The organism is Cupriavidus sp. TMH.W2, assembly GCF_050847365.1.
GTDB lineage: Bacteria > Pseudomonadota > Gammaproteobacteria > Burkholderiales > Burkholderiaceae > Cupriavidus.
In genome coordinates, this window is record NZ_CP193793.1 from 1461611 (window position 1) to 1480999 (window position 19389).

Here is a 19389-nt window from a genome sequence, read left to right on the forward strand (position 1 = left end):
GGCATCACCAGTTGGTTTCCCGCTCGGGGGTCGCGGAGATCCGGTGCAGCGTCAGGTCGGCACCGTTGAATTCGCCCTCGGCATCGAGCCGGATGCCGACCAGCTTTTTGAGAGTGCCGTAGACCAGCGTGCCACCGACCAGCGCCACCACAATGCCGAGCACGGTGCCGAGTGCCTGGGCGCCCAGCGACACGCCGCCCAGTCCGCCCAGCGCCTTCGCGCCGAAAATACCCGCGGCCATGCCACCCCAGGCACCGCAGAGCCCGTGCAGCGGCCAGACCCCGAGCACGTCATCGATATGCCATTTGTTCTGCGCCAGCGTGAACATATAGACGAAGAGGGCGCCCGCCACCGCGCCGGTGACCAGCGCGCCGAGCGGGTGCATCAGGTCCGAACCTGCGCATACCGCCACCAGCCCGGCCAGGGGGCCGTTGTAGGAAAAGCCCGGGTCATTGCGTCCGGCCGCCCAGGCCGCCAGCGTGCCGCCGACCATGGCCATCAGTGAGTTGATCGCCACCAGGCCGCTGATCTTGTCGACGGTCTGCGCGCTCATCACGTTGAAGCCGAACCAGCCCACCGCCAGCACCCAGGCGCCCAGTGCCAGGAAGGGAATGTTCGACGGCGGATGGGCGCTGATGCGGCCATCCTTCTGGTAGCGCCCGCGCCGCGCACCCAGCAGCAGCACCGCGGGCAGCGCGATCCAGCCGCCCAGCGCATGGACCACCACCGAGCCGGCAAAGTCGTGGAAGGGCGCGCCGGCCACGTGCGTGATCCAGTCCTGCACGCCGTAGCGCTGGTTCCAGGCAATGCCTTCGAAGAACGGGTAGACAAAGCCCACCAGTACGAACGTGGCGACCAGTTGCGGGTTGAAGCGCGAACGCTCGGCAATACCGCCCGAGATAATCGCCGGAATGGCCGCGGCAAATGTCGCCAGGAAAAAGAACTTGACCAGTTCGTAGCCGTTCTTCTGGACCAGTGTTGCCGCGCCGGAAAAGAATTGCACTCCGTACGCAATGGTGTAGCCGATAAAGAAATAAGCAATGGTGGAGACCGCAAAATCCACCAGGATCTTTACCAGCGCGTTGACTTGGTTTTTCTTGCGCACCGTCCCGAGCTCCAGGAATGCAAAGCCGGCGTGCATGGCCAGCACCATGATGGCGCCAAGCAAGATAAACAAGGCGTCGGTGCCGGTCTTCCAGTTGTCCATTTTGACCTCATGCTCAAAATGGGCGCATGGGCATGCAAAAAGCGTTCCAGAGACGGCCACATCCTGGTGCCGATTGCACCGTATCGGGTAAAAACCGCACCGGAATGCCGCGCACGCGCTGCGACCTGGGGCGGAGCCGGCAGGCATCGAGTTCTCGGCGGACTGCGGATGCGCCAGAATGGAGCCTTCTGGCCCGGTGATGCCGACCCGTTATGGTGCGTTGCCCCATTTGTGGGCATTGGTCCTGTGCCCAATGATTGCGGCCGGCCAAAGATGGCGCCTGGCAAGCGGAAACAGCGAGGGAAATTGCCCGCTAACCGGCCTCAAGCAAGGATTTGCGGGTTTTTTTGTCGCATTGGTGCCACTGGGGATTGCTCAACGCGCAACGGGCAGATTAGACTGCGCCGATCGATGGCTTGCCGCGAGGCGCGCACATCGGTGACGACGACCAACAAGGGAAATCAGCCATGAATAAAGGTGAACTGGTATCGGCCATCGCCGCGGAAGCAGAACTGAGCAATGCCGCCGCCGAGCGCGCGCTCAACGCAGCGCTGGACAGTATCAAGAAGGCAGTGGCAAAGGGTGATTCGGTGACGCTGGTGGGCTTTGGCAGCTTCAGCGCCGGCAAGCGCGCTGCCCGCACCGGCCGCAATCCGCGCACCGGCGAAACCATCAAGATTCCGGCCGCCAAGACGGTCAAGTTCTCGGCCGGCCAGGGTTTCAAGGACGCGGTGAACAAGAAGAAGTAAGCAGTTTTGCGTCCAAAGTGAAAGAAGCGGCCTGGCAGGCCGCTTTTTTTTGTTGGCGGCATGGTTTGCCGGACGGCGTTGCCGCCGGCAACAATGGCGGAGATCCGGGTTAAACTGCCGGCGCCCCCATGCCGGCAATTCCGCCCCCGCAATCTTTGTATCCCGCATCATGAACGACCTGTCCCACCAGCTTTCCATGACCGTGCTGATGACGCCGGACATGGCCAATTTCTCCGGCAACGTCCACGGCGGCACCATCCTCAAGTACCTGGACATGGTGGCCTACGCCTGTGCCAGCCGCTACGCCGGCCGCTACGTGGTTACGCTGTCGGTTGACCAGGTGGTGTTCCGCCAGCCCATCCACGTGGGCGAGCTGGTGACCTTCCTGGCCTCGGTCAACTACACCGGCCGCAGCTCGATGGAAATCGGCATCAAGGTGGTGACCGAGAACATCCGCAGCAAGCTGGTGCGCCATACCAACAGCTGCTACTTCACCATGGTGGCCGTGGACGACAACGGCACCCCGGCCGAGGTGCCGCCGCTGGAGCCGCGCGACGAGGCGGAGCGCCAGCGCTTTGCCGCCGCGCAGCAGCGCCGCGCGCTGCGCCAGGAAATGGAAAAGCGCCACGACGATATCAAGGCGTCGGTGAACTGAGTATCGATGAATCCCGATCGAGCCATGAAGCGCCATCGCAACCACATCCGTGCCATCCTGGCCGCTGCTTGCGTGGCCGTGGCCGTGGCCGTGGCCGTGGCCGCGGCTACGGGCGCCAATGCCGAGGAAATCGGCAGCGTCAGCACCAATTTCCGCATGACGGGATCCGACAAGGTCGTGATCGAGGCCTATGACGACCCGCAGGTGGACGGCATTACCTGCTACGTGTCGCGCGCCCGTACTGGCGGGATCAAGGGCCAGCTGGGCATGGCGGAAGACCCGCCGGAGGCGTCGATCGCCTGCCGCCAGGTCGGCACCATCAGTTTCAAGGGGCCGGTCAGGCAGCAGGACAACGTCTTCTCCGAGCGCATGTCGATCCTGTTCAAGGCGCTGCATGTGGTGCGCGCGGTCGACCGCAAGCGCAATACGCTGGTATACCTGACGTATTCCGATCGCATCGTCACCGGCAGTCCGCAGAACAGCGTGACCGCCGTGCCGGTGCCGGCCGGCACGGTGATCCCTGTGAAATAGCCCTTCGGATACGGGCGGGTCAGGGCGCCAGCGCCGCGCTCTCTGCCTGGCAGTCGCGCGACGGCCGCGCGCCGCTGGCGCGTGCCGCCGCCACTTCACGGCGGGCCTGTTCCAGGTCGGCGCGGAAGGTGGGATCGGCGTTCAGCCGCGCCACGGTGGCGGCGGCCATCATGCGGCCTTCGTTGACATCGCTCTGCCAGTGCACGTTGCACACCACGCGGCTCTGGCCAAAGGCACGGCCGCGCGCCAGGATCTCGTTGGCGCGTGCCGGCTCGACTTCGGTCAGGATCAGTGCCCAGGCCCAGCCGATGGCGCTGTGGCCGGACGGGTAGGAACCGTCCTTTTCCAGCTTGGCGGCCTCGGCCGGCGTGCACATCCGGGTCTTGTTGACCACGAAGGGACGGGTGCGCTGGTAGTGGTCCTTGGCCTTGTACGTGGACAGGCCGGCATCGACCAGGCTGCGGCGCAGCAGGATGTTCAGGTAAGGCGTCTCCTTCTCGCTGACCGGCACGCCCAGCGCGCATGAGAAGGCGCTGGCGGCCTGCGGGAAGTTCAGCACGGCATCCTCGCTGGCCAGCTGCCAGCGCGGCGAACCGCGCAGCGTGCCAGCCTGGCGCGCGGCATCTTGATCCAGCGCCAGCGCGGGCGAGCCCTGCGCCGGCGGGGCGGGCAGCAGCTTCAGGCTGTCCGGGCGCGCGTCGGCCGCCAGGTAGCCGGCCGCCACGCCGGGGCGCAGTTCCGGCACCGCGGACAGGTTGGTGCCGCCGGCGGCGCAGCCCGCCAGCACCGCGGCGAGCGCCACGGCGCCGATGGCCCGCACCGGGCTGGACAGCATCTGTTCCCGCTTCGCTTGCTCAGTCAATTTGTCGTTCCTTGTTGTTGTGTCGATTCCGACTTACGCCGCGGCGTCAAACAGCTTGCGCAGGTTCGACTTCATGATCTTGCCATTGGCATTGCGCGGCAGCATCTCGTGGTAAATCAGGATACGCACCGGCACCTTGAACGCCGCCAGCCGTTCGCGCACGAAAGCCTGCAGATCGGCTTCGGTCGCGTGCATGCCGGGCTTCAGGCTGACCACGGCGGCCGGCTCTTCGCCCAGCGTCCTGTGCGCAAGGCCGACCACCGAGGCATCCATGACCGCGGGATGCTCGTACAGCGCGCTTTCCACTTCGATGCAGTAGATGTTCTCGCCGCCGCGGATCAGCATGTCCTTCATCCGGTCGACGATATAGACGTAGCCTTCTTCGTCCAGCCGCGCAATGTCGCCGGTGCGCAGCCAGCCCTCGACAAAGGTCTGCGCGGTGGCCTCGGGCTTGTTCCAGTAGCCGCGCACGACATTGGCGCCGCGCGCCATCAGCTCGCCGGTTTCGCCGGGCGGCAACGCCTGGCCGTGTCCGTCGACCACCTTCATCTCGCCGATGGGCAGGGCCGGGCCGCTGCTGTCCGGGCGCAGCACGTATTCTTCGGCGCTGTGGCTGGTGAAGGTGGATGAGGTTTCCGTCATGCCCCAGCCGATGCCGGGTGCGGCCCGCGGGAATACCTCGCCGATGCGCCGCACCAGTTCGGGCGAGGCCGGCGCGCCGCCGTAGTTGACGTTCTCCAGCGACGACAGGTCGAAGCGTCCGCGTTCCGGATGCTCCAGGATCTGCCACGCGATGGTGGGCACGCCGCCGGCCGCGGTGCAGCGCTCGCGCTCGATCAGTTCCATGCCGCGCAGGGCGTCCCAGCGATGCATCAGCACGATCTTGCCGCCGGTGGCGATGGCGCCGTTGAGCACCGCCATGCAGCCGGTGACATGGAAGAACGGCACCGCCAGCAGCATGCTCTTTTGCGGCGCGGCGGGGTCCGGTGCCGGAATCGGCTCGCCCCGGCGCAGCAGGTTGCGGACCGGGCTGAAGCTGCCTGCGACCGCCACCGTGGTGGAGTTGCGGTGCGTGCCGAGCGCGCCTTTGGGTTTGCCGGTGGTGCCCGAGGTGTAGAAAATGGTGGCGTCGTCGTCGGGTTCGATATCGACCTGCGGCGGCGGCTGGTCCGGCAGCGACGCCCAGCTGGCCGTTGGCCCGATCACGCTTTCCAGCGCCGTCACGCGGGGATCGGCCAGCGTCGCGCCGGCACGCGATACGTAGACGCGTTCCAGCGCCGGGCAGCCTGGCAGGTGTTCGAGGATGCGGCCGAGCCGTTCGGCATCGACAATCGCCACGCGGCTGCCCGAATCGGCCAGCCCATACTCCAGCTCCTGGCCGGTCCACCACGCATTGAGCGGCGTCACGATGGCCCCTGTCAGCAGCGCGCCATAGAACGCCACCGGCCATTCCGGCAGGTTGCGCATGGCAACCGCCACGCGGTCGCCCTTGCGCACGCCGTCGCGCACCAGCGCATGGGCCATGGCGATGGCGGCGCGCAGGAAGGCATCGTAGGAGACGCGCTCATCCTCGTAGACCACGAAGGTGCGCTCGGCAAACGCGCGCGTGGCCAGCAGCAGCTCGCGCAGCGTCGGCGGCGCGTTCTTCCAGACCGTGGTGGGGATGCCGCGGATCACGCGCGTTTCGGTTTCGAACGGCGCGCCGGGCGCGGTAAGCCGGGCGTGGGCCTCGGCCAGGGACATGACCGGCCAGGTGCCGGCCAACTGCGGATTGCTCGACATGGACTGCCTCCCGGAGCTGCACTGCAGGTTGAGGGAAATGCAGGAAAGCGGCGGCGCCGGCCACCGCCGGCGCCCGCGCAACGCTTGCGTCAGAAGCTCAGATGGTCACGCCGCCGTCCACGACCATGGCTTGACCGGTCATGAAGGTGCTGGCCGCGGAGGCCAGGAACACGGCCGCGCCGGCGATCTCGACGGGCTCGCCGATGCGGCGCAGCGGGGCGCCCTGGGTGGATTGCTTGTAGCGCTCGGGGTCTTCCCACAGCGCGCGCGCGAAGTCGGTCTTGATCAGCCCCGGCGCGATGCAGTTGACACGCACGTTGTGCGGCCCGAACTCGACCGCCAGGTTGCGCGCCAGCTGGAAGTCGGCGGCCTTGGAGATGTTGTACACGCCGATGGTGGGCGAGCCGCGCAGGCCGCCGATCGACGACACGATGATGATCGAGCCGTCCTTGCGGTCGATCATCTGCGGCGCCACCATCTGGATCAGCCAGTGGTTGGAGATGACGTTGTTGTCCAGCACCTTGCGGAACTGGTCGTCCGACACGCCGCTCATGGGCCCGTAGTACGGGTTGGACGCGGCATTGCAGACCAGCACGTCGATCTTGCCGAACGCGCGGTTGGTCTCGTCGACCAGGTGCTGCAGGTCATCCTTCGAAGAAATGTTGGCGGGGACCGCGATCGCCGTGCCGGCGCCGTGGCCGGCGTTGATGGCATCCACCACTTCCTGGCAGGCCTCGGCCTTGCGCGAAGAAATCACCACCCTGGCGCCCTGCACGGCCATCTGCTCGGCGATGGCGCGGCCGATGCCGCGGGAAGAGCCGGTGACGATGGCAACCTTGCCCGTCAGATCGAACAATGACATGGAGTCTCCTGTATGACTGCGCCGGCATCAGGGGCCGGCCTTGTGCTGGCGGCAGGTGCCGCACTGTGGTCCAGCGGACGCGCCCGCAGGCGGCATCGCCAGGACATTATGGTGGGGCGCAAGTGCCCAAGTCCACAGTGCCGGGTGCCGTGATCAGGCCATATCAGCATTCTTTCTGCGGGCAATGCGCGCCGTGCATGGAGAGCATGCTGCAGCGCGGAACCGCATGGTTCAGTTGCCGGAAGATGGCGTGGCGGGGACCAGCAAAGGAGGCAGGGCAGCCATCAGGCCGCGCCGCAGGTCGTCATCCAGCAGCAGGCCGATGCGGTCGGACAAGACCTGTACGACGGCCTCGGCGGACACCAGTTGCGTGTGCCGCACACTGCCGTCCGGCGCGCGCTCGGCCAGTTCGCCGTTGGCCAGCGTCACGCGCGTGCCGCCGTCGGTGCGCGCGGCCATCAGCCGCTGTAAAAAGATGCTGTCCGGGTGCGTCGACACATACCAGTTGCGCGGCTCGAAATCGATCCACGGCTGGGGCGTCAGGTCGAAGCGGTAGACCTTGATCCAGCCGGCGTCGCCGCGCACCTCCAGGTCGTAGCTGTGGAACGCGGTGGCGCCCGCCTGCGGCGGCGAAGGCGCCAGCCGGTACGGCAAGCCGTCATCGACAGGCTCGGACAGCGGCATCGCCCGGAACGGCGTGGGGCCGCCGAAGCCGACATCGGCCAGGTAGCTGCGGTGCGCCACTTCCACGCGCAGCAGCATGTGCGAAGTCACGGTCGGCACGTCATCGGGAACGCCCCAGCGCACGCGCGCGGCCAGCGGCGTCACCGCGTAGCCGAGTGCGCCGAGGCCGGCCGCCAGCAGGGTATTGAGTTCAAAGCAGTAGCCGCCGCGCCGGCGGGTCACCAGCTTGTCGAACACCCCATCCAGTTCGATCCGCACCGGGCGGCGCAGCAGCGGATCGACGTTCTCGAACGGAATGCTGGCCAGGTGCGCGGCCAGTACGGCGTCCAGCGCCTCCAGCGTGGGCGAGGGCGGGGCGGCGATGCCGAGGCGCGCCAACCAGGCGTCCAGTTGCGCTGCGTTCAGGTTAGTCATGGTGTGCGGGGCTCCGGTGCGATGCGTTCAGTTGAGCGCTTCCAGCGCGGGCAGATCGAGCAATTCGATGCCGCCGTATTCCAGCCGCAGCAGGCCGCGCGCTTCCAGTTCGCGCAGCGCGTGGTTCACGGTCTGGCGCGACAGGCCCAGCATCTGCGCGAGCTGCTCCTGCGGGATGCGCACGCGCTGCGTGGTCCGGGCCTGTGGCAGGTTGCCATAGCCACGGGCGATCGCGGCCAGGCGCCGGGCGATGCGGGCCGCCGGCTGCAGCAGCTGCGCTTCCTCGACATAGTTGAAGGCCTGGCGCGTCTTGGCTGCCAGCAGTTGCCCGAAGGCCTGCCACCACGCCGGCTGCTGCGCCAGGCGCCGCTCCAGGCTGGCGCGCGGCACGTGCCACAGCACGGTGGCGCTGACCGCGCGCGCGTCATGGGTGCGCGGCAGGCCGTCGAACAGGCAGATCTCGCCGAACCAGGTGCCGGGCTCCAGCAGGCCCAGCAACGCCGCCTTGCCCGATTCGCCGCTGGCGTGGATCTGCATGGTGCCGCTGGCGACACAAAACAGGCCGTCGAATCGGTCGCCGCGGGCAAACAGGGTCTCGCCGGCCACCAGCCGGCGCAGGCTGCCGTCATCGAGCAGCGCCTGGCGCAGGGCCGGCGGCAACTGACTGAACCAGGCCCCGGCGCGCACCGCGGCGAGCGGGTCTTGGTCTGGAAGCCTGGTGCCGGGAACCGCGCCCGCAGTTGGCGGCTGGGGGCGTGGGGGTGGGTGGGGTCGTTCAGGCGGGCTCGCCACTCCCATGCTGGTCTCCTTTTATCTGTGCGGTGCCGCGTGTCAGCAGGGGCACACGATGGCACGCCGCGCCCGGCGGACTGTCAAAAACCTGACAGACCGGCCGGTGCGCGACCACTACTATAAATCCACATCGCGCCCGCCGCGCAGCAGCAGGCGGCAGCCCTTCGGCGCCGCGCGCACGCCTGCACGGACAAGGAGATATCCCCGTGAAAACCCTGATCGAACACCTGGCCAACTACGCCGCCTACCATCGCGACCCGCGCAACGTGCTCACGCATTTCATCGGCATCCCGATGATCGTGCTGGCGGTGACGACGCTGCTGGCGCGCCCGGCGATGGCGCTGGGCGACGGTTCAGGCTACCTGACGCCGGCCATGCTGTTGTATATCCTGTCGTGTCTGTTCTACCTGCGCCTGTCGCTTGGCTTCGGGGTGGCGATGGCGCTGATCCTGGCGTTCTTCCTCTACGCCGGCTCGCACATCGCGGCGATGCCGACTGCCTGGTGGCTGGTCATCGGCATCGGGCTGTTTGTGGCGGGATGGGTGATCCAGTTCATCGGCCACTATTACGAAGGGCGCAAGCCCGCGTTCGTCGACGACATGGCCGGCCTGCTGATCGGCCCGCTGTTCCTGGTGGCTGAAACCGCCTTTGCGCTGGGCCTGGCACGCGACACGCGCGACGCAATGGCCGCCCGCGCGCCCTGATCAGGGCAGGCCCGCCGGCAACCGCAGCCGGGCGGACAGGCCGCCCAGCGGGCTGGATGCCAGCGCCAGGCTGCCGTCATACATCGCGGCGATTTCCGTGACGATGGCCAGGCCCAGGCCGCTGCCGGTGGCGGCCTCGTCGAGCCGGCCAAAGCGGGCGGTCGCCAGCGCCCGCGCCTCGGGCGGCATGCCCGTGCCGTCGTCCTCGACCAGGATTTCCAGCTCGCCAGCCGCCTCCCGCAGCGTGACGCGCACGCGCGTGCGCGCCCACTGGCAGGCGTTGTCGAGCAGGTTGCCGACCATCTCGATCAAGTCCTGGCGATCACCGGCGAAATGCCCGGCACCCTCGACCGCCAGTTCCAGCGCCCGTTCACTGTGAAGCCGCCCCAGGGCGCGCGTCAGCTCCCGCACCGCGGGGCCGGCGTCGATGCGCTGGCCCCGCGCGGCCGCGGCGCCGGCGGCACGGGCACGTGCCAGGTGCCGATCCACCTGCCGGCGCATGGCTTCGACCTGGGCCGACACTGCCTGCGCCGCGGCACCCGGCAGTGCCGCGGCCTCATTGGCCAGCACCGCCAGCGGCGTCTTGACCGCATGCGCCAGGTCGGCAGCCTGCCGGCGCGAGCGCTCCAGCGCCTGTGTATTGCGCGCCAGCAGGGCATTGATCTCGGTCACCAGCGGGTCGACTTCAGTGGGCCAGTCGCCGCCCAGCCGGGCTTCGCGCCGCGCCTGCATCGCGCCCAGCGCGCGCCGCAGCCGCGCCAGCGGCGCCAGGCCAAACCGTACCTGCGCCGCCACGGCCAGCATCAGGCCCAGCCCAAGGGCCGTCAGCGACCACGCCAGCGTCTGGTCGAAGCTGCGGCGCGCGGCGCGCAACTCCGTGCGGTCCAGCGCCACCGAGATCTCCACCGGCGTATCGGCGGACGGCAGCACCAGTTGCCGCGACACCACCAGCAGCGACTGGTGGCTGGGGCCCGGGCGCACGTCGGCCTGCGCGCCGGGAAGGCGGCGTTCCACCGTTGCCGGCATTTCCGTATCCCACAGCGAGCGCGAGCGCAGCAGCGCGCCGGGTGCCCGCGCCTGCCAGTAGGCGCCGGAATAGGGCAGCTCGTAGCGGGGATCGGCGGGGCTGCGGGTGAGGACAAGCTTGCCGTCGGCACTCCAGTCCAGGGCCGCTGCCAGGCTTGCCAGCTGGTGGTCGAGCTGGCGCACATAGGTGTTGTTGACGTGGCGCTCGAACAAGGTCGACAGCAGCCAGCCGCTGACGCCAAGCGCGGCGGCCAGCCAGATCGCCGCCACTGCCAGCAGGCGCAGCGCAAGGGAACGGCGCAGGCGGGCGGGCATCTAGGAGTGAGCGTCCGGCGGCGGGCGCAGCCGATAGCCCTGGCCGCGCACGGTTTCGATCACGTCCACGCCGAGCTTGCGGCGCAGGCGGCCGACGAAGACCTCGATGGTGTTGCTGTCTCGGTCGAAGTCCTGGGCGTAGATATGCTCGGTCAGCGCGGTCTTGCTGACGATCGCGCCGGGATGGTGCATCAGGTAGTCCAGCACGCGAAATTCGTGCGCGGTCAGTACTGCCGGCGCGCCGTCCACGGTGACCGCGCCGGCGCGCGGATTCATCCGCACCGGGCCGCATTGCAGTTCCGGGGCCGGCATGCCGTGCGCGCGCCGGATCAGCGCGCGGATGCGCGCCAGCAGCTCTTCCATGCGGAAGGGCTTGGCCAGGTAGTCGTCGGCGCCCGCATCAATGCCCTCGACCTTTTCGGTCCAGGTGTCGCGCGCGGTCAGGATCAGCACCGGCGCGTTCACCTGCGCGGCGCGCCAGCGGCGCAGCACCGAAAGCCCGTCCAGCCGCGGCAGGCCCAGATCCAGGATGACCGCGTCGTAGGGCTCTTCCGCGCCCAGGTGCCAGGCATCCAGGCCGTCCGCGGCCATGTCGACGGCATAGCCGGCGTCGGCCAGGCTCGCGCGGACCTGCGCGGCGAGCGCGGCTTCGTCTTCGACCAGCAAGATGCGCATTGGTGTCTCCGGTCGGTCAGGGTTTGCGGCGGGCGTCATCCAGCCCGCGGCCCTTGGCCTTGAGCAGGGCGGCCGTGCGCGCATCGTATTTCAGCTTGGCCACAGATCCGCCGGGCAGCAGCAGCTTGACCTCGTACTGCCAGATGCCATCGTCGCGATCGAGCTCCACGCCGATCACGTCGCCCGCGTACTGGCTCGACACGGTCTCGAGGATGCGCGACAAGGGCAGGATTTCGCCCGACTGCACAGCCGCGCGGGCGCGGTCGGCGTCCTTGTCGGCGTGCGCGGCCGGCACCGCCGCCAGCGCCAGCAGCGCCGCGGCCACCAGCGCGCGTGGACGCGGAAGGGTCTGGAAATAGGACTTCATGGCCCGGAGTTTGCATCAAAAAAAATGAATGCGGGCTGAACGGAATGCTCAGGATGCGTTCAGTTGCCGGTGCGGACAATGGCGGCCGTCCCAGCACAGAAGTTCCGCCATGCCGTCCGAAGAATCCCCCGTCACCCATCCGTCCTCGTTCCCTGCGGCAGCAAGGCAGCCGCGCCTGCGCCGGCTGGCGCTGGCGGCCGGGGTACCGGTTGCACTGCTGTGCGTGGCGAGCGTGTTCGGCATGCAGGCCGGCTGGCCTGCGTTCTGGCACGCATGGCGGCACGCCGATGCAGGGCTGGCGATGATCGCGCTGGGCACGCTCGTCGCCGGTGCATTGCTGGCGCTTTACACGGGCGATTGAGCGCGAACGCTAGTGTCAGAGCACGTCCAGTGCGTTGCGCGCCGACGCCTGACGAGGCAGTCGAAAACGCCAAAACGGGGGTACGTAGGGCGTTTTCGCGCTTGCGCTGAGGCAAAGCCGCGACAAAACCCGGGGTTTTCACGGGGTTTTGCGTTTCGCATGCACGAAAACCCCTTGACTTACGGTTCTTTCCGCTATGATTCAGTGGGCGTCGACAAGGCGATTGCGCAGCGCTCGGAAGCAATGCCAAATGCCTGCCGGCACCCATCTGTTCAACTTACGAATATCGATATGGCGACCAAAGCGAAACCGACCGCGAAGACTGCTGCTACCAAGCCCGCTGCCAAGAAGGCTGCGGCAACCCAGGCACCCGTGAAGGCTGCCGCCAAGAAGGCCACGCCGGCCAAGAAGGCTGCTCCCGCCGCTGCGCCCGTTGCGCGCCCGCTGAAGGACACCTTCAACAAGTCGAGCCTGGTCGCGCATCTGGTAGCCCAGACCCAACTGGAAGCCAAGGCCGTGAAGACGGTGCTGGCCCACCTGGAAACCACCATCATCGGCGCGCTGAACAAGAAGGGCGCTGGCGAGTTCACGCTGCCCGGCCTGCTGAAGGTCACGGCGCAGCAAGTGCCGGCCAAGAAGAAGCGCTTCGGCAAGGACCCGTTCACCGGTGAAGAGCGTTGGTTCCCGGCCAAGCCGGCCAGCGTCAAGGTCAAGGTCCGCCCGCTGAAGAAGCTGAAGGACGCCGCAGCCTGATCTGCGCCACGCTGTCCTGACGAAAAAAGGAGCCGCTGCCGGCTCCTTTTTTTGTTGCCGCCGGACCCAACCCGGCAGCCTTTAATCCAGGTCAAATCCGAGGCAATGTCCCGCACCTAGAATCCACTACGTCATGGGTGCGGGGGCGCTCCCCATGACAGGGCTTCCGGAGCCTTCCGGAAGCTTCCGCCCGCGGCCGCGATGGTCGCGGGTTTTTTATTTGGCGGCAGCTCAGGCCACTACCTGCTTGGCATAGGTTGCGCGCACCATCTCGCAGACCTCCACCGACACCTGCACGTTCTGGCCACCGCCGCTGCGCACAGCCTCGGCGATCACGTCGCAGACGGCCTGCCCCAGCGCCTGGCGCACGGCGGTATCGCGTCCGTCCAGGATCGACAGGCGCGCGTGGACAAAAGCCCGCTCGATGGCATCCACCCCCTGGCGGTAGGTCGACAGCGTGATGCAGCGCGACTTGATATCGGCTTCCTGGAACTGTCCCGAAGCAAGCAGGGCGGCATTGGCTTCATCCAGCAGTTCTTCCTGCGAGCAATTCAGGCGGGTGTTTTCAGTCAGTTCGATGACGAGGTGAGGCATGGCGGCGTCCTGGCAAAGAGCCCCGGCGCTAGGCCGGCGAGAGTGAGCATGATACGGGATCGCTGGGTTGGGGTAAGCTGGATCCGGAGCCGTTCAATGCCCCAACCTAACCAAAACGCCATGGAATCCTTCAGCCTTGACCTCATCCTGCGCCTGCTTGCCGGGCTTCTGACTGGTGCCATGATCGGCCTGGACCGCAACTTGCGCGGCAAGGCGGCTGGTATGCGCACGCTCGGGCTGGTGTCGCTTGGCGCGGCCACCGCGGTGTGCCTGGTGACGTTGGGCGGCCATCCGCCGGATGCGCTGTCGCGGGTGCTGCAGGGGGTGCTGACTGGAATCGGCTTCCTGGGCGTGGGGGTGATCGCACGGCATAGCGTACGCGATCGTCCGCAGGGGCTGACCACGGCGGCGGCAATCTGGCTGGCCGCCGTGCTCGGTGCCGCCGCCGGTGCCGGCTACTACATGGTCACGGGTACCGCCCTGGCGCTGGGCATGTTGCTGCTGTGGGTCGGCGGGCGTTTTGAGGTGACATTGCACCGGATTCTGGACCGGAACAACGGCGGCAAGCACCACGGAGAGCCGCATCGGCCCGACGAGAACCCCTCCGATAACGGCCAGGGGCGATAGCGCGTGACTCAGCCGGGGGCTGCAATGCAAACGGGGCGCCTAGTGGCGCCCCGTTCGGGTCCGGTCGCAAAGGCAGGTCAGGCGTGCACGGCTGTGAGCTCGCGTGCCGGCGCCAGCGCATTGCCGAAGCGGGCGGGGTTCTCCCGTGCCAGTTGCTGCAGTTGCGCCAGCTTGGCCTTCAGTCCGGCATCGAGCTTGGGCGCGGGCATCACCGTGGACGGGCAGGCCACGCCCAGGATGTCCAGCGCCTGCTGGAAGTTATCGAGGGTCAGGCCGGCGGCCGGGTCGACCGTGACAAGGTGCTCGCGCAGCGCCTTGGGCATTGACTCAGGCGCGGTGCAGGACAGGATCACATAGTGGACCGGCCTGGCGCCTTGCGCGAAATAGGCTTCGATCTCTGCGCCGTGGCCGCCTTCGACCGGCGGCGTCATGGCTTCGACCTGCAGGTCCAGCTGCTGCAGGATTGCCGCCGGCGTGCCGCGGCGCCAGGCATCGGAGACCACCACGCGGGCGCCGGCCACGCCGAACAGCCTGCGTACGAACCCAAGCGCGACGGGGTCGAAGAACCTGACATCGCGCGCCGTGCCCGAATCCGGAATGCCGCCGAGGCGGGCGCGGGAGCGGTCGGAGTACAGGACGCCGGGTACGTCCAGCATGATCAGTCGTTCAGCCATGGTTTCCTGTGCGGGTGCCAGTTCAGTTGGTGTGAAGCAAGATTACTCGCCACAGCCTGGCCGACACGTAACCAGCGCCGGTTCAGTTGCAACATATCTGTAACTTGGTCGCGGAAGACGTAAATGCCGGTTACGCCGCCATGACAAGTGTTTCGACCCGACACATCTTGGCTGCCATCTCGACACACTCGCGCTAGAAGCGGAAGCGCGCAACGTCATCGGCCAGGGCGGCCGCCTGCTGGTCCAGCCGCGCCGCCTGGCCGGCCAGCTCGTCCACCAGCGCCGCGTTCTGCTGCGCCGTCTGCCGCAGCTGCGACACCGATTGCCCCGCGGCCTGCACGCTGCCGGCCTGTTCGTCAGCCAGCGTGCGCAAGGTCTCGGCCAGGGCATGGCTATGGCCGACGGTAGCGGCGATCCGGTCCATCGCCGCCACCACGCCAGCGCTCAGGCGGGCACCTTGCTGGATCTCATTCGTCGCGTTGCCGACGATGCCGCCGATCTCCCGCGCCGCGTCGGCGCTGCGCTGCGCCAGCGCGCGCACTTCCTGCGCCACCACGGCAAAGCCGCGGCCCGCCGGGCCGGCGCGGGCAGCTTCCACGGCGGCATTCAGGGCCAGGATATTGGTCTGGAAGGCGATGCTTTCGATCACGCCGACGATCTCGGCGATATGGCGCGAGTGCCCATGCAGGGCGTCCATCGCACCGCGCATCTGGCGCACCACGGCTGTGCCGTCATCGGTGGCGGTGCGCGCCTGGCTGGCCATCTCGCTCGACTCGGTGGCCTGCGCATGCGCGTCGGACACGCGCGCGGCCAGTGCCTGCATGCTGTCGGTGGCGGCATCCAGCGCGCTGGCCTGCTGCTGCGTGCGTGCCGCCAGGGCATGGTTGCCTTCGGCAATCTGCTGGCTGGCCGCGGTGATCTCCTGCGCGCTGGACTGGATGCGCGCAAGCACGCCGGCAAGCTGGTCGCGCATGCTGGCCACATGGTGCAGCATGCTGCTGCGGTCTGTCGGGCGCAGCGCGATGGTAGCGGTCAGGTCGCCGGCGGCAATGCGGCGGGCAATGTCGGCGGCGTGGCGCGGCTCGCCGCCCAATTCGGCACGCAGGCTGCGCGCCGCGATCCACGCCAGTGCGGCGGCGGCCAGCAGGCTGGCGCCGAGCAGCGCGGCCATCCATGCCTGCGCGCGCAACTGGCTGGCCGCCACGCTGGCCACCGTGGCGGCGGCCTGTCGCTCCTGCAGGCGGCGCACGGCTTCCACCTGGCGGCTGAGCCCGTTCAGCTGTTCGGTAACGAAGTGGCCGTCGACAGAAACCGTGCTGTCGAACTGCAGCGGGTCCAGCGGCTGCTTGCGCAGCAATGCCAGGTAGGCCTGCATCAGTGCGTTGGCGCGCTGCCGTTCGCGCAGCAGGGGCGCCGCCTGTGCCGGGGCAGCCTGTTGTACGCCGGCCAGCGCCGCATCCAGCTGCGCCAGGGCACCCGTGATCTCGTCAGCGGCGCCGTCGCGCTCGGCACTGCTGGTGGCCATGGTCAGCGCCAGCTGGGCACGGCCGAGCGCAGCCAGCGCCGATTGCGCCCGCTCCGCCGAGATGGCGCCGTGCATATCGTGCTGATACAGGGTGTCGGTGCGCGCCTTGATCGAGACCAGGTTGGCGATGCCGGTCAGGCCGACCGCGGCGCCGAACAGGTAGACCAGGGCAAAGGCGGCGCACAGGCGCACCACCAGCGGCAGGCTGCCCAGCCGTGCCAGCAGGCGCGCGGGGGCAACTGCCCGGCCGTGGCCGGGCAGGCGTGTCTTGATGACTTGCAACACGGAGAGACTCCAAACGGGCGCGCAGGCTTTGCCGGCCAGCGCGGCCCGGGGTTGACCCGATTTGCCGCATGCGCTGCCCTCTGTTCGGGGTGCTCGCCGCGGCGCACGGATGGTCGTGCATCAACGTGACGCCGGCGTGACATGGGTAAAGGTGGATTGTCATCTTGCCGTCATATCCATGTCATGCAATGTGGGCCGCGCCACACCCTTACCCCATTCTCCGGATTTCCCTTCATGACCGGCTTGCCTGCCGCCACGCCTTCGCACGAGCCTGCTCCCGGCGCCTCCGCGGCCGGGCTCGCGCTCGCGCGGCTCCCGCGGTTGCACGCGGTGTTCCAGCCGATCGTGCAGGCGGACGATGGCGAGATCCTGGGCTACGAAGCCTTGATCCGCGGCCCGGTGGGCTCGCCGTGGGCGGCGCCGGATGCGTTGTTCCGGCTCGCGCAGGGCGTCGCCGCCACGATCGCGCTGGAGATCCATGCGGCGCGCACCGCGCTGGCCGCCTGGCGCAGCCTGGACCTGCCGGGCAAGCTCTTCCTCAATTTCAGCCCGCTGACGTTGCGGCGCCTGCTGGCCGACCGCGGGCGCCTGATGGCCGCGCTGGTGGAAGCCGGCATTGCGCCGTCGCGGCTGGTGATCGAAGTCACCGAGCAGACGCCGATCGGCGACGCGGCCAGCTTTGGCGTGGCGATGTCGGTGCTGCGCGAACTCGGCATGCAGTACGCGCTGGATGACTTCGGCACCGGGCATGCCAACCTCGACCTGCTGGCGCACCTGTCTCCGCACTTCGTCAAGATCGACAAGTCCCTGGTGCGCGGCATCGCGTCCTGTTCGCGCCGGCTGGAGATCCTGCGCGGGCTGCTGCGCATGGTGAGCGCCTTTGGCGGCCGCGTGATCGCCGAGGGCATCGAAGACGAAGATGAGCTGGCCGTGATCCGCGACCTGGGCGTGACTGGCGCCCAGGGCTATTACGTGGGCCGGCCTGTGGCGCAGCCCGCTGCGCAGGCGGCTCTGCACGTGCGCGAGGCGCTGGCATCGCGGCATATTGCCGTGTTTCCGCAGATGGTGCGCTCCGGCTGGTCGGGCATCACTGCCGGGCGCCTGCTGCGGCCCGCGCCGACGGTGTCGCCCGCCACCAGCAACGATGCGGTGCTGCGCACGTTCCAGGACCAGCCCGAGCTGCAAGCCGTGGCTGTGGTCAATGACGAAGGGCGCCCGCTGGCGATCATCAGCCGCCAGGCGTTTATCGACCGCTATGCGGCGCCGTTCCATCGCGAGCTGTATGGCAAGAAGGCCTGCATTGCCATGGCCAACCGCGAGCCGGCGTGCTTTGACCAGCGCGCCAGCCTGGAGGAAATGGCGCAGATCCTGTCGGGCGAGAACACGCGTTCGCTGGCGGACGGCTTTGTCATCACCGACCACGGGCGCTATATCGGAGTGGGCACCGGTGCGGACCTGATCCGGGCAATTACCGAAGTGCGCATGGAAGCGGCGCGCTATGCCAATCCGCTGACGTTCCTGCCGGGCAATATCCCGCTGAACCAGCATATCGAGCGCCTGATCGAGGCCGCGAGCGAGTTCCAAGCCTGCTATGTCGACCTGAACCACTTCAAGCCCTTCAACGACAAGTACGGCTACTGGAAGGGCGATGAGATGCTCAAGGGCGCGGCCGCGATCCTGGCCGAGGCCTGCGACCCGGCCCGCGATTTCCTCGGCCACGTCGGGGGCGACGATTTCCTGGTGCTGTACCAGAGCGAAGACTGGTCAGAGCGCGTGCAGGGAGCGATCCATCGCTTCAATGAGGCCGCGCGCGCCATGTATACGCCGGCCGACCGTGCCGCCGGCGGCATGCATGGCGAAGACCGGCACGGGCGATCGGTGTTTTTTCCGCCAGTGTCGATGGCGGTGGGCGTCGTGTGTGTCAGCGGCGAGGGGGTGGGCGGCCTGCAGCGGCTGGGCAGCCAGCATATCGGCGCCGCGGCGGCCGCGGCCAAGCGCGAGGCCAAGCGTTCGGCAACGGGCATGGCGGTGCTCGACTTCCTGACGCTCACCGCGACGCTGCCGGCATAGCGCGCGTCAGTTGCCGGGCGGATTGCGCCCCGTGACCCGGCACCTTGCCCCGGGCAGCCGCGGCGCCACGCCTTCTTCCAGCACGTCGAGGCGGTAGCCGTGCGCGTAGACCACAGTGATGACGATGCCGTTTGCGATGCCGATCCGCAGCGTCTTGCGCAAGCGCGAGATCAGGCCCGCCAGCGCCCTCGACAGCGGCGGCAGCTCATGCCGCCAGATGGCCTGCTGGATGCGGTCGCTGGCCAGCACGCGGCCGACATTGGAGAACAGCATCATCGCCAGGTCGAACTCCTTCGGCGTCATCGCGATGCGCTCGCCGCGCAGGGTGGCAAAGCGGCCCACGCTGTTGAGCTGGTAGGGGCCGGCCCGCACCACCAGGCCCTGGCGCAGGCGCTCGCCGGTGACGCGCCGGCGCAGCGCGGTGATGCGCGCCATCAGCACCCGCGCATTGAGCGGGTGGCACACGTAGTCATCGGCGCCGGCATCGAGCGCATCGACCAGGTTGTCTTCAGCGTTGTCTGCCGCCAGCACGATGATGGGCACGTCGCGCGAGCGCGCGCAGCGCACCGCACGCACCACATCGATGGCCGGCAGGTCTGACAGAACGTCATCGATCAGCAGCATGTCGTAAGGCGCCTGGCTGACGCCATGGATCAGCTCCCGGCCCGTTTCAAACACGTTGCAACGAAAGCCGGCCCCGGCCAGCAGTTCGTTCACAGTACGGAGTTGGGGCGAGTTGCCCATAAGCAGCGCAATATTCATCGAAGGCGGAAAACAGACCAGAGACGAGGGCCGTGACAAGGGTGGCCGGACCGTGGGCCGGGCAGCAGCAGAAGCGTATAAAAAGTGTGATCGACAAAACAATCAGACATTGC

21 protein-coding genes are annotated in these 19389 nt (G+C 68.0%); 8 read left to right on the forward strand and 13 right to left on the reverse strand.

What is annotated here, in order from left to right; translation table 11 throughout:
* Nucleotides 1–4: 4 nt before the first annotated feature.
* A complete protein-coding gene (locus tag ACREYQ_RS24220; protein ID WP_432260533.1) occupies nucleotides 5–1207 on the reverse strand; it encodes an ammonium transporter in 1203 nt (400 codons plus the stop codon).
* A 467-nt stretch (nucleotides 1208–1674) separates the two neighbouring features.
* Between ACREYQ_RS24220 and ACREYQ_RS24225 the strand changes: the two genes are divergently transcribed.
* The 3 genes from ACREYQ_RS24225 to ACREYQ_RS24235 all read left to right on the forward strand — a co-directional run bounded on the left by ACREYQ_RS24225 (nucleotide 1675) and on the right by ACREYQ_RS24235 (nucleotide 3142).
* Nucleotides 1675–1956, forward strand: coding sequence for an HU family DNA-binding protein (locus tag ACREYQ_RS24225; protein WP_010814166.1), 282 nt, complete (start codon nucleotides 1675–1677; stop codon nucleotides 1954–1956).
* 169 nt (nucleotides 1957–2125) lie between these two features.
* Entirely contained in the window at nucleotides 2126–2611 is a 486-nt protein-coding gene (locus ACREYQ_RS24230; RefSeq protein ID WP_432260534.1) for an acyl-CoA thioesterase, read from the forward strand.
* 24 nt (nucleotides 2612–2635) lie between these two features.
* A complete protein-coding gene (locus tag ACREYQ_RS24235; protein ID WP_432262643.1) occupies nucleotides 2636–3142 on the forward strand; it encodes a CreA family protein in 507 nt (168 codons plus the stop codon).
* A 19-nt stretch (nucleotides 3143–3161) separates the two neighbouring features.
* Here ACREYQ_RS24235 and ACREYQ_RS24240 read toward each other — a convergent pair whose 3' ends face one another.
* From ACREYQ_RS24240 to ACREYQ_RS24260, 5 genes are all read right to left on the reverse strand, one after another.
* The gene (locus ACREYQ_RS24240) at nucleotides 3162–4004 is read right to left on the reverse strand and encodes an acid phosphatase (RefSeq protein WP_432260535.1); all 843 of its coding nucleotides are present in this window, start codon (nucleotides 4002–4004) and stop codon (nucleotides 3162–3164) included.
* Between the two features lie 33 nt (nucleotides 4005–4037).
* Nucleotides 4038–5786 (reverse strand): class I adenylate-forming enzyme family protein, encoded by a 1749-nt coding sequence (locus tag ACREYQ_RS24245; protein ID WP_432260536.1) that lies wholly within the window; start codon nucleotides 5784–5786, stop codon nucleotides 4038–4040.
* Between the two features lie 97 nt (nucleotides 5787–5883).
* Nucleotides 5884–6648, reverse strand: coding sequence for an SDR family oxidoreductase (locus tag ACREYQ_RS24250; protein ID WP_432260537.1), 765 nt, complete (start codon nucleotides 6646–6648; stop codon nucleotides 5884–5886).
* A 231-nt stretch (nucleotides 6649–6879) separates the two neighbouring features.
* On the reverse strand, nucleotides 6880–7746 hold the full coding sequence (locus ACREYQ_RS24255; protein WP_432260538.1) for an arylamine N-acetyltransferase family protein: 867 nt from the start codon (nucleotides 7744–7746) through the stop codon (nucleotides 6880–6882).
* 27 nt (nucleotides 7747–7773) lie between these two features.
* On the reverse strand, nucleotides 7774–8544 hold the full coding sequence (locus ACREYQ_RS24260) for a Crp/Fnr family transcriptional regulator (RefSeq protein WP_432260539.1): 771 nt from the start codon (nucleotides 8542–8544) through the stop codon (nucleotides 7774–7776).
* Nucleotides 8545–8744: 200 nt separating this feature from the next.
* Between ACREYQ_RS24260 and ACREYQ_RS24265 the strand changes: the two genes are divergently transcribed.
* Nucleotides 8745–9242, forward strand: coding sequence for a DUF962 domain-containing protein (locus ACREYQ_RS24265; RefSeq protein WP_432260540.1), 498 nt, complete (start codon nucleotides 8745–8747; stop codon nucleotides 9240–9242).
* Here the strand turns inward: ACREYQ_RS24265 and ACREYQ_RS24270 are convergent, their stop codons facing one another.
* Genes ACREYQ_RS24270 through ACREYQ_RS24280 form a run of 3 tightly spaced genes read right to left on the reverse strand, consistent with a single transcriptional unit; the run spans nucleotide 9243 to nucleotide 11625 of the window.
* On the reverse strand, nucleotides 9243–10583 hold the full coding sequence (locus ACREYQ_RS24270; RefSeq protein WP_432260541.1) for a sensor histidine kinase: 1341 nt from the start codon (nucleotides 10581–10583) through the stop codon (nucleotides 9243–9245).
* Nucleotides 10584–11258, reverse strand: coding sequence for a response regulator transcription factor (locus ACREYQ_RS24275; RefSeq protein WP_432260542.1), 675 nt, complete (start codon nucleotides 11256–11258; stop codon nucleotides 10584–10586).
* A gap of 16 nt (nucleotides 11259–11274) precedes the next feature.
* Nucleotides 11275–11625: a PepSY domain-containing protein gene (locus ACREYQ_RS24280; RefSeq protein WP_432260543.1), complete on the reverse strand. Its 351-nt coding sequence runs from the start codon at nucleotides 11623–11625 to the stop codon at nucleotides 11275–11277.
* 109 nt (nucleotides 11626–11734) lie between these two features.
* Here ACREYQ_RS24280 and ACREYQ_RS24285 point away from each other — a divergent pair, with 109 nt between their 5' ends.
* On the forward strand, nucleotides 11735–11986 hold the full coding sequence (locus tag ACREYQ_RS24285; protein ID WP_432260544.1) for a hypothetical protein: 252 nt from the start codon (nucleotides 11735–11737) through the stop codon (nucleotides 11984–11986).
* A 291-nt stretch (nucleotides 11987–12277) separates the two neighbouring features.
* A complete protein-coding gene (locus ACREYQ_RS24290; RefSeq protein ID WP_432260545.1) occupies nucleotides 12278–12739 on the forward strand; it encodes an HU family DNA-binding protein in 462 nt (153 codons plus the stop codon).
* Between the two features lie 231 nt (nucleotides 12740–12970).
* On the opposite strand, the gene ACREYQ_RS24295 is transcribed toward ACREYQ_RS24290, so the two are convergent.
* A complete protein-coding gene (locus tag ACREYQ_RS24295) occupies nucleotides 12971–13333 on the reverse strand; it encodes a 5-carboxymethyl-2-hydroxymuconate Delta-isomerase (RefSeq protein WP_432260546.1) in 363 nt (120 codons plus the stop codon).
* A 120-nt stretch (nucleotides 13334–13453) separates the two neighbouring features.
* Here ACREYQ_RS24295 and ACREYQ_RS24300 point away from each other — a divergent pair, with 120 nt between their 5' ends.
* Nucleotides 13454–13960: an MgtC/SapB family protein gene (locus ACREYQ_RS24300; protein WP_432260547.1), complete on the forward strand. Its 507-nt coding sequence runs from the start codon at nucleotides 13454–13456 to the stop codon at nucleotides 13958–13960.
* Between the two features lie 77 nt (nucleotides 13961–14037).
* Here ACREYQ_RS24300 and ACREYQ_RS24305 read toward each other — a convergent pair whose 3' ends face one another.
* Both ACREYQ_RS24305 and ACREYQ_RS24310 read right to left on the reverse strand, forming a co-directional pair.
* Nucleotides 14038–14634: an HAD domain-containing protein gene (locus ACREYQ_RS24305; protein WP_432260548.1), complete on the reverse strand. Its 597-nt coding sequence runs from the start codon at nucleotides 14632–14634 to the stop codon at nucleotides 14038–14040.
* Nucleotides 14635–14827: 193 nt separating this feature from the next.
* Nucleotides 14828–16444 carry a methyl-accepting chemotaxis protein gene (locus ACREYQ_RS24310; protein WP_432260549.1) on the reverse strand — a complete coding sequence of 539 codons (1617 nt, stop codon included), beginning with the start codon at nucleotides 16442–16444 and terminating at the stop codon, nucleotides 14828–14830.
* A gap of 234 nt (nucleotides 16445–16678) precedes the next feature.
* Between ACREYQ_RS24310 and ACREYQ_RS24315 the strand changes: the two genes are divergently transcribed.
* Nucleotides 16679–18514, forward strand: coding sequence for an EAL domain-containing protein (locus tag ACREYQ_RS24315; RefSeq protein WP_432260550.1), 1836 nt, complete (start codon nucleotides 16679–16681; stop codon nucleotides 18512–18514).
* 6 nt (nucleotides 18515–18520) lie between these two features.
* Here ACREYQ_RS24315 and ACREYQ_RS24320 read toward each other — a convergent pair whose 3' ends face one another.
* Nucleotides 18521–19276: a response regulator transcription factor gene (locus ACREYQ_RS24320; RefSeq protein WP_432260551.1), complete on the reverse strand. Its 756-nt coding sequence runs from the start codon at nucleotides 19274–19276 to the stop codon at nucleotides 18521–18523.
* Between the last annotated feature and the right edge of the window lie 113 nt (nucleotides 19277–19389).

Coding starts and splice junctions, on each gene's coding strand:
- ACREYQ_RS24220 (WP_432260533.1), bottom strand. CDS start 1,207: ATGGACAACTGGAAGACCGGCACCGACGCCTTGTTTATCTTGCTTGGC.
- ACREYQ_RS24225 (WP_010814166.1), top strand. CDS start 1,675: ATGAATAAAGGTGAACTGGTATCGGCCATCGCCGCGGAAGCAGAACTG.
- ACREYQ_RS24230 (WP_432260534.1), top strand. CDS start 2,126: ATGAACGACCTGTCCCACCAGCTTTCCATGACCGTGCTGATGACGCCG.
- ACREYQ_RS24235 (WP_432262643.1), top strand. CDS start 2,636: ATGAAGCGCCATCGCAACCACATCCGTGCCATCCTGGCCGCTGCTTGC.
- ACREYQ_RS24245 (WP_432260536.1), bottom strand. CDS start 5,786: ATGTCGAGCAATCCGCAGTTGGCCGGCACCTGGCCGGTCATGTCCCTG.
- ACREYQ_RS24250 (WP_432260537.1), bottom strand. CDS start 6,648: ATGTCATTGTTCGATCTGACGGGCAAGGTTGCCATCGTCACCGGCTCT.
- ACREYQ_RS24255 (WP_432260538.1), bottom strand. CDS start 7,746: ATGACTAACCTGAACGCAGCGCAACTGGACGCCTGGTTGGCGCGCCTC.
- ACREYQ_RS24260 (WP_432260539.1), bottom strand. CDS start 8,544: ATGGGAGTGGCGAGCCCGCCTGAACGACCCCACCCACCCCCACGCCCC.
- ACREYQ_RS24270 (WP_432260541.1), bottom strand. CDS start 10,583: ATGCCCGCCCGCCTGCGCCGTTCCCTTGCGCTGCGCCTGCTGGCAGTG.
- ACREYQ_RS24275 (WP_432260542.1), bottom strand. CDS start 11,258: ATGCGCATCTTGCTGGTCGAAGACGAAGCCGCGCTCGCCGCGCAGGTC.
- ACREYQ_RS24280 (WP_432260543.1), bottom strand. CDS start 11,625: ATGAAGTCCTATTTCCAGACCCTTCCGCGTCCACGCGCGCTGGTGGCC.
- ACREYQ_RS24285 (WP_432260544.1), top strand. CDS start 11,735: ATGCCGTCCGAAGAATCCCCCGTCACCCATCCGTCCTCGTTCCCTGCG.
- ACREYQ_RS24290 (WP_432260545.1), top strand. CDS start 12,278: ATGGCGACCAAAGCGAAACCGACCGCGAAGACTGCTGCTACCAAGCCC.
- ACREYQ_RS24295 (WP_432260546.1), bottom strand. CDS start 13,333: ATGCCTCACCTCGTCATCGAACTGACTGAAAACACCCGCCTGAATTGC.
- ACREYQ_RS24300 (WP_432260547.1), top strand. CDS start 13,454: ATGGAATCCTTCAGCCTTGACCTCATCCTGCGCCTGCTTGCCGGGCTT.
- ACREYQ_RS24305 (WP_432260548.1), bottom strand. CDS start 14,634: ATGGCTGAACGACTGATCATGCTGGACGTACCCGGCGTCCTGTACTCC.
- ACREYQ_RS24315 (WP_432260550.1), top strand. CDS start 16,679: ATGACCGGCTTGCCTGCCGCCACGCCTTCGCACGAGCCTGCTCCCGGC.
- ACREYQ_RS24320 (WP_432260551.1), bottom strand. CDS start 19,276: ATGAATATTGCGCTGCTTATGGGCAACTCGCCCCAACTCCGTACTGTG.